Source organism: Agrobacterium sp. ST15.16.024, from assembly GCF_027956545.1.
In the GTDB taxonomy this organism is placed as follows: Bacteria; Pseudomonadota; Alphaproteobacteria; order Rhizobiales; family Rhizobiaceae; genus Agrobacterium; species Agrobacterium cucumeris.
The window spans coordinates 38,079-44,832 of sequence record NZ_JAQKGO010000015.1 but is presented as its reverse complement, the minus strand read 5'-3'; the positions used below and the strand labels follow the sequence as shown (position 1 = coordinate 44,832).

Genomic DNA, 6,754 nt, shown 5'->3' with positions numbered 1-6,754 from the left:
CTTCGAGCATGACTGGACGCCGCATAAGAGCGACAAGGGCCGGATCATGGAGCCGGGCCACCAGTTCGAATGGGCATGGCTTCTGGTGCGCTGGGGCAGCCTGCGCAACAACGCTGAGGCGATCGACAAGGCCAAACGCCTGTTCGAGATCGGTGAAGAGCATGGCATCTGCCCGCGCCGCAAGGTGGCGGTGATGAGCCTCTACGATGATTTTTCGGTGCATGACGGATTGGCCCGGCTATGGCCGCAGACGGAATGGCTGAAGGCGGCCGTGCGCCTTGCCAGCGTCACCTCCGGCGAGGAACGGCAGCGTTACCTCGCTTCGGGCCTCAGGGCCATCGGCGCGCTGCAGCCTTTCCTCGACACGCCGGTGAAGGGTCTCTGGTTCGACAAATGGCCGGCCAACAGGCCGATGCTCGACGAGCCGGCACCGGCCAGCACGTTCTATCACATCGTCTGCGCCATCTATGAGGCTGAGGCCGTGCTGGCGGTCAGTGGATAATGTCCGGGCGGGCGAGCGGGCCGGGCGTCCGCTCGGCCCGCTCCGGCCTCAATCAAGCCTTGGCCGGGCGCACCACGCGCCAGTCGGGCTTGCCGAGATTGTGCGGCCAGGGGTGCACGTCCTTGTCGTTGAAATAGACGACTTCTTCCAGCCTCGGAAAATCCGCCTGTTTCAGCGTTACGTCGTTCATCCATGGACGGACATAGGAATCGCCGCCTTCATAACCGAGTTCTGCGACCCAGACCGGTCGGTTGAAGGTTTCGACAAGTCCGTATCCCTTGCGCAGCAGATCGGAGAACGTCTTCGGTCCGCCATATTCGATCTTGTCGTAATCTTCGAGACCGAAGACCGAAAGGCCGACGAGATCGGCGTAGTTATCGCCGGGATAATAAGCCCGAAGGCCATCAAGCCCCTTGGGCGACCACATAACCTTGACACCGGGAACCGCCCTGCGGGTCATGTCCACCATGCGTTTATAGGCGGTGATGTAGTCCCGAGGGTTCCAGCCGGACCATGAGAAGCGGCCGGACGTGTCTTCCATTTCCTGACCCCAGCGCAGGATCAGCGGGCTCTTCATCGCCGACATGCGTGCGGCTATCGCCTGCATGTTCTTGTCGTAGTCGCCTCCCAGCACCTTGCGGCGCAACTCGTCGGAGGAAAGCCGCCAGTTGACGTCCCATGACCACGGTTCGACGGTGATCAGCACATTGCGCTTGCGCTCCAGGGCATAGGCGTCCGCGAGCGCAAGACTGTCGAGATCCACGTCTTCCCAGGGCAGGAACAGATGCTCCGTCGCCACCCCGGCCTGTCCAGTGAAATCACCATGCGGATCGTAAGCGCCGAAACGGATACCATCCGCATGCAATGTCGGACGTTTGTCGGCAAGCGTCTTCATGCCCGTGGCGCCCATGGGTGCAACACCCTGCGCATCCAGTTTGAACATGGGGTACATGCTGGCCGAAAAAGCCACTGCCGCCCCGCTTGCAAAGAGAAGTTTTCTTCTTGTTATCTGCATGACACTTTCCTCCCTACCGCGTCGCCGTCATCGCCTTGCCATAGGCGGCGATCTGCGGGGTGACGTCGTCCTTGCGGACAAGTTTCAGGAATTCATCGCCGGGCCTTGCCGGGTTGTGCCGGAACACGTACCACTGGCCGCCCTGCTTGCGCTGATAGAGCACCTTGCCGATGCGGCCATGGTCGAAGCAGGTATCGGCCTTGCCGCTGCCATTATCGGCTTTCCAGGTGGCGCGCATGCACAGCGTGCCTTTGGCATCGACGGTCCAGATGCCCTCACCGACGGATTTTTTGCCTTTTTCTTCCGTCAGGGCGATGAATTTGCGGCCATCGGCAATGAAGCGTCCGCCGCCCGTATCCCATTTCCAGGTCTTGTCGAAGTACATTTCCACGACTTCGCTGGTTCTGAGCGGTTTCGGCGTCTTCGTGCCGCCTGCGGCGTGGACGGCACTGGGCGCGATCACCGCAAGGCAGAGTACGAAAGCGGAGAATCCGCAGTTGCTTATTGTTGTTCTCATCACAGCCTCCTCCTTCTATTGTCCGACCCTATTGTCGGCCAGCATGATTTCTCCGGTTGCCACTGTCGGCGACGGTGCGACGGCCGGTTCCGCCTGCATTTCCCGATGACCGGGCAAGCCCGGCAGGGTGATGCGCAGCTTCACGCGCACCGATCTCGCGCCCTCCACACCCGCACCGGCAACCGTAAAACGCGTTTCGGTGAAGGTGACGTAAGGCTGTCCGTGCGACAGGGCTTCAAGCCCACCGATCGCATGCGAGCTGAGTTCCGCGGCGCTGCCGGCGACGAGCAACAGTGAACAGGCCGCAGCGGTTGCGCCGCCGCGCATGGCCGGCAATCGCGGCAAGCCGTTTTCCATCGCGTGGCGGATGAGCAGGAACACGGAAAGTCCCGCATAAATCGCCACATTGATCGCCCCGAAAATGAAGAAGCCTTCCGCTCCGCTATCACGTGGCGCCAGCACCATGGCGAGAAGGCTGACCGCCGCCAGAACCATGTACGGCACGATCACCCGCAGCGGCAGCGGCGGTTTGGCCTGCGTGCCCTTGGGCGTGATGCGGAAGTCGACGAAGTCACCGCGGATGGTGTCGCGGATCGCCGCCAGCACACCCATCAGCGACCAGGGCCAGCGCAGGAACAGGAACACCATGGCTTCCCAGCTGAAAAGCTTCGCATCATGAGGGCGGAAAGCCCCCGTTGCCCGCCAGAAGAAGGCGAACAGGATCATGATCAGCGAAATGGGCAGGAAATGCGCCAGGAACGCCGGATAGGACGCATTGACCAGCACTTGCCCACGCAACAGGGCAACGACGGGAAGCACGAACATCAGCGCCATGAAGCCGGAAAACAGCGGATACCAGAGCTGCGAAAACAGGAACTGGAATTTCAGCCGCAAAGGCAGCTTCGGCACATAATGCCGTGAATATTGCAACAGGATTGTCATCAGGCTGCGTGACCACTGGAATTCCTGCACGATGAGATCGGCAAAGGTCGCCGGCCCGTCGCCATGGGCTATGGCGTTGACGGCATGGACACCGCGCCAGCCACCGGCATTCATCAAAAGCGTGGTGGAATGATCCTCGGCAAGCTCGGGGCCGAGACCGCCCACCTCACGCAGCGCTTTCGTGCGCACGGCGTAGTGAGAGCCGATGCAGAGCGGCGCCCAGCTATTGTTGTAACCGAGCTGCAGCGCGCCGTGCAGGCTTGCCTCCGCATAAAGCCTGCCGCGCGCGGCCCAGCTCTCGCCGGCATTGGCGTCGCAGATGCTTGGGGCGGAGACATATCCAACCGACGGATCGGTAAAGGGACGGATGATCTCGCTCAGATAATCCGGTTCCGGCACATGATCCGCGTCGAACTGTGCGACGAAATCATAACGCTCATAGCCATAATGATCGTAGAAATAAGCGAGATTGCCTTCCTTGCAGCGGGTGCGGCGCGGCCAGGTCTTGCGGTGATAATCAGCGACACCCTTCCGGGTCGAGACGAAAACACCATGTGCCCCACACCAGGCAAGCGTCTGCGCATCCGGATCTTCATCCGCAAGCCAGACGTCGAATTCCAGGCCCTTCTGTTCCATGCCCCTTTGATCCAGCATGGCCAGCAGCGTCTTGCGCACCACGGCGAAAGGTTCCGACGGGGCCTTGGTAACGACCATCGCCACCCGGCCCTTGGGCAAAGGGGAGCGCCGGTCGACCACGCGGGCGTTGAGGAATATGAAGATGAAATAGGACGGCAGCAGTGTGATCCACGCCAGCGTCAGGGTAACGACGGTGTAATAGGGCCAGTCGATCACCCGGTCACGGTCGAGCCACCAGACCCAGAAATAGCCAAGCGTCACCAGCCAGCCGCCGATGCCCAGACGATAGGCCATGCGGTTCCAGCCGGTGAAGACCGGTCGCATCCGCAATGTGCCTGTGGCAGCACGTACAGGTTGGACGGAAGGAGTGGAGCGCGCCGTCATGATCGCACCTCCAGTCCGAAACCGGGACCGGCCGTGCGGATGATCGTGTCGATATCGGAATGTTTCGGCGCAAAGCCGAGCGTCTGCCTTGCCCTTTCAATATCGGCGAACAGCGCCGGCGGATCACCTTCGCGCCTTGCGCCGAAATGCACTGGCACTTCCTGACCCGTAACGCGATGGATAGCCCGGATGATATCGCCAACCGAGGTGCCGTGGCCCGAACCAAGATTGACACGCAGCGTCTCCCCGCCATCCGCCAGATAATTGACGGCGGCCACATGGGCATCGGCGAGATCGCTGACGTGAATATAGTCGCGAATGCAGGTGCCGTCCGTGGTGTCGTAATCCGCGCCGAAGATATCGAGTTGCGGCAACCGCGCCGCAGCCGCCATCAGCGCCCGTGGGATCAGGTGGGTCTCCGGCTCATGGCGTTCGCAAAGCTCGCCATCCGGATCGGCGCCGGCCGCGTTGAAATACCGCAGCGCCACGAAACGCAGGCCATAGGCCGCGGCGTAATCATCCAGCGCCATTTCGAAAATCAGCTTGGTGCGCCCGTAAGGATTGACCGGCATCTGCACGGTTTCCTCGCGGATTGGCAATTGTGGCGGCACGCCATAGGTGGCGCAGCTGGAGGAGAATACCAGCCCGCCAATATTCTGGTCGAGACAGGCATCCAGCAGCGAAAGGCTGCCGCCGACATTGTTGCGGTAATATTTGCGCGGATCTTCGACGGATTCGCCGACATAGGCGTTGGCGGCGCAATGGATGACGAAGGCCGGCTGGAACTCCCTGAGCGTGGCCTTCAGCAGGTCACGATCAAGAATGTCACCCTCGATGAAAGGCCCCCAGCGAACCGCATCCGCATGGCCGGTCGAGAGATTGTCATATGCGATGGGCTTGAAGCCGGATTTTGCCAGCGCCTTGCAGATGTGGCTGCCTATGAATCCGGCCCCGCCTGTGACGAGGATTGCGCGGGCCATCTCATACGGCCTCCGCCACTTTCCTGCCGGACAGCAAAGCATCGAAGTAGACGATGGTTTTTTCCAGTCCGATTTCGAGCGGCACGCGCGGTTGCCATCTCAGCTGCTCGTTGGCCCGCGAAATATCCGGGCGGCGCTGCTGCGGATCGTCGATCGCAGCCGGCAGATGCACGATGCGCGAGCGGGAACCCGTCATGCGAATGACGATATCGGCCAGTTGCCGCACCGGAATTTCGCTCGGATTGCCGAGATTGATCGGCCCGGTGCAATCCTTCGGCTTGGCCGAAAAACGCAGGAAACCATCAATCAGGTCATCGACATAACAGAAGGAGCGTGTCTGGCTGCCATCGCCATAAATGGTGATGTCGGCCCCCTTCAGTGCCTGGACGATGAAGTTGGAAACCACACGTCCATCATCGGGGCGCATGCGCGGCCCATAGGTGTTGAAGATTCGTCCCACCTTGATATCGACGCCATAAAAGCGATGATAATCGAAAAACAGCGTTTCGGCGCTGCGTTTGCCCTCATCGTAGCAAGCTCGCGGTCCGATTGTATTTACATTGCCGAAATAGCTTTCCGGCTGGGGATTGACGAGTGGATCGCCGTAGACTTCCGATGTCGAGGACTGCACTACGGTTGCACCGCATCTGCGCGCGACCTCCAGCACATTGACGGCGCCAAGCACATTGGTGAGCAAAGTGCCGACGGGATCGCGCTGGTAATCCGGCGGCGAAGCCGGCGAAGCGAAGTTGAAGATCAGCGAGACATCGATATCATAGGGTTTGCGCACATCGTGCTCGACCAGCAAAAACCGCTTATTGTCCCGTAAATGCTCCACATTCGCCGTCCGCCCGGTCGAAAGATCGTCGAGACAGATCACTTCGTGGCCGCAGGCCAGCAGACGCTCGCAAAGATGGGAACCAAGGAAACCAGCGCCGCCATTGACGAGAACACGCTGGCCAGGACGCCATTCCGAGTAGATCGTGACGCCATTATCATGCTCGTTGGGAACGAAATTACGCATTACACACTCCTCCCCATGAGGAATCAGCCCGGCTGATTCATCTTGAACTGGATCAAACTCCCGATTGTGCGGTATCTTGAATATCATCCTCCGGTTTTTATTTCTTCTGGAGGTTTTAATATTTCGATTCGATAGTTTTCAACTTTTATGATAGGCGCGGTGAAAAACAGGTCAACTTCATTTTGTCGAAATATTACAATTGATTACCCTGAATTACTAAAAATAGCCCTTGGTTTAATACTTTTTAACTACGCCTCCTTTATGCCTTTCTTATTGAGCATTAGCGCAAGCTTCGCTCAACCAGTCGGGACTATCCTGGTTTTGTAAGGCTCGGTCCACCGGGACAAAACCGCCCGGCGAGATGCGACAGACAGTCGATTTCAGGGGACATACACGATGAATGAAATGCCTTATTCCAAGAGTGGCAAAGCAGCCAGACGCAATCATTTTGCGCTCGTTGCCGCAGCCTTTGCAGCACTCACTTTCGCGACGGCCTCGTGCGCCGTGGTCGAAGACGCTGTTTTCATCAAGACCGCATCAGCGGATACGACGACAATGAAGACGCGGGTTACTCCAACCAGGGCTTCCTACGGCTACGACAAGACAGGCAATGCCGCCGTGACACTTGTTGCCGACGCGTCGTCCGAGGCACCATCGATATCGCGACATTCCTATTCCGGTTCTTCTCCCTATATTTGCTCGCCGAGCGGATTTGGCCAGAAGTCCCGCTGCTTCCTGAGACCGTAAGTCTCGG

The 6,754-nt window shown here is 59.4% G+C and carries 7 protein-coding genes; 2 read left to right on the top strand and 5 right to left on the bottom strand.

The annotated features are described in order from the left end of the window. The coding region (locus PL640_RS24390; RefSeq protein ID WP_271363778.1) for an AGE family epimerase/isomerase at nt 1-502 on the top strand (502 nt) is incomplete at its 5' end. A 52-nt stretch (nt 503-554) separates the two neighbouring features. On the opposite strand, the gene PL640_RS24385 is transcribed toward PL640_RS24390, so the two are convergent. The 5 genes from PL640_RS24385 to PL640_RS24365 are packed head-to-tail and all read right to left on the bottom strand — an operon-like array spanning nt 555 to nt 6,000. After that, nucleotides 555-1,517, bottom strand: a complete 963-nt coding sequence (locus PL640_RS24385) for a glycoside hydrolase family 26 protein (protein ID WP_269699414.1) — start codon at nt 1,515-1,517, stop codon at nt 555-557. A 13-nt stretch (nt 1,518-1,530) separates the two neighbouring features. Further along, entirely contained in the window at nt 1,531-2,034 is a 504-nt protein-coding gene (locus PL640_RS24380; RefSeq protein ID WP_271363777.1) for a DUF995 domain-containing protein, read from the bottom strand. Between the two features lie 15 nt (nt 2,035-2,049). After that, nucleotides 2,050-3,996 carry a glycosyltransferase family 2 protein gene (locus tag PL640_RS24375; RefSeq protein ID WP_271363776.1) on the bottom strand — a complete coding sequence of 649 codons (1,947 nt, stop codon included), beginning with the start codon at nt 3,994-3,996 and terminating at the stop codon, nt 2,050-2,052. Beyond that, the gene (galE, locus tag PL640_RS24370; RefSeq protein ID WP_271363775.1) at nt 3,993-4,976 is read right to left on the bottom strand and encodes a UDP-glucose 4-epimerase GalE; all 984 of its coding nucleotides are present in this window, start codon (nt 4,974-4,976) and stop codon (nt 3,993-3,995) included. The genes PL640_RS24375 and galE overlap by 4 nt, the downstream gene beginning before the upstream one ends. A 1-nt stretch (nt 4,977) precedes the next feature. After that, complete coding sequence (locus PL640_RS24365; protein ID WP_142842695.1) at nt 4,978-6,000, bottom strand: UDP-glucuronic acid decarboxylase family protein; 1,023 nt, start codon at nt 5,998-6,000, stop codon at nt 4,978-4,980. Between the two features lie 396 nt (nt 6,001-6,396). Between PL640_RS24365 and PL640_RS24360 the strand changes: the two genes are divergently transcribed. Continuing rightward, a complete protein-coding gene (locus PL640_RS24360) occupies nt 6,397-6,747 on the top strand; it encodes a hypothetical protein (RefSeq protein WP_271363774.1) in 351 nt (116 codons plus the stop codon). The last annotated feature ends 7 nt before the right edge of the window (nt 6,748-6,754 follow it).

What these genes read in the sequence shown, in the direction of transcription:
- PL640_RS24380 (WP_271363777.1), bottom strand. Translation starts at nt 2,034, where the DNA reads ATGAGAACAACAATAAGCAACTGCGGATTCTCCGCTTTCGTACTCTGC.
- galE (WP_271363775.1), bottom strand. Translation starts at nt 4,976, where the DNA reads ATGGCCCGCGCAATCCTCGTCACAGGCGGGGCCGGATTCATAGGCAGC.
- PL640_RS24360 (WP_271363774.1), top strand. Translation starts at nt 6,397, where the DNA reads ATGAATGAAATGCCTTATTCCAAGAGTGGCAAAGCAGCCAGACGCAAT.
- PL640_RS24365 (WP_142842695.1), bottom strand. Translation starts at nt 6,000, where the DNA reads ATGCGTAATTTCGTTCCCAACGAGCATGATAATGGCGTCACGATCTAC.
- PL640_RS24375 (WP_271363776.1), bottom strand. Translation starts at nt 3,996, where the DNA reads ATGACGGCGCGCTCCACTCCTTCCGTCCAACCTGTACGTGCTGCCACA.
- PL640_RS24385 (WP_269699414.1), bottom strand. Translation starts at nt 1,517, where the DNA reads ATGCAGATAACAAGAAGAAAACTTCTCTTTGCAAGCGGGGCGGCAGTG.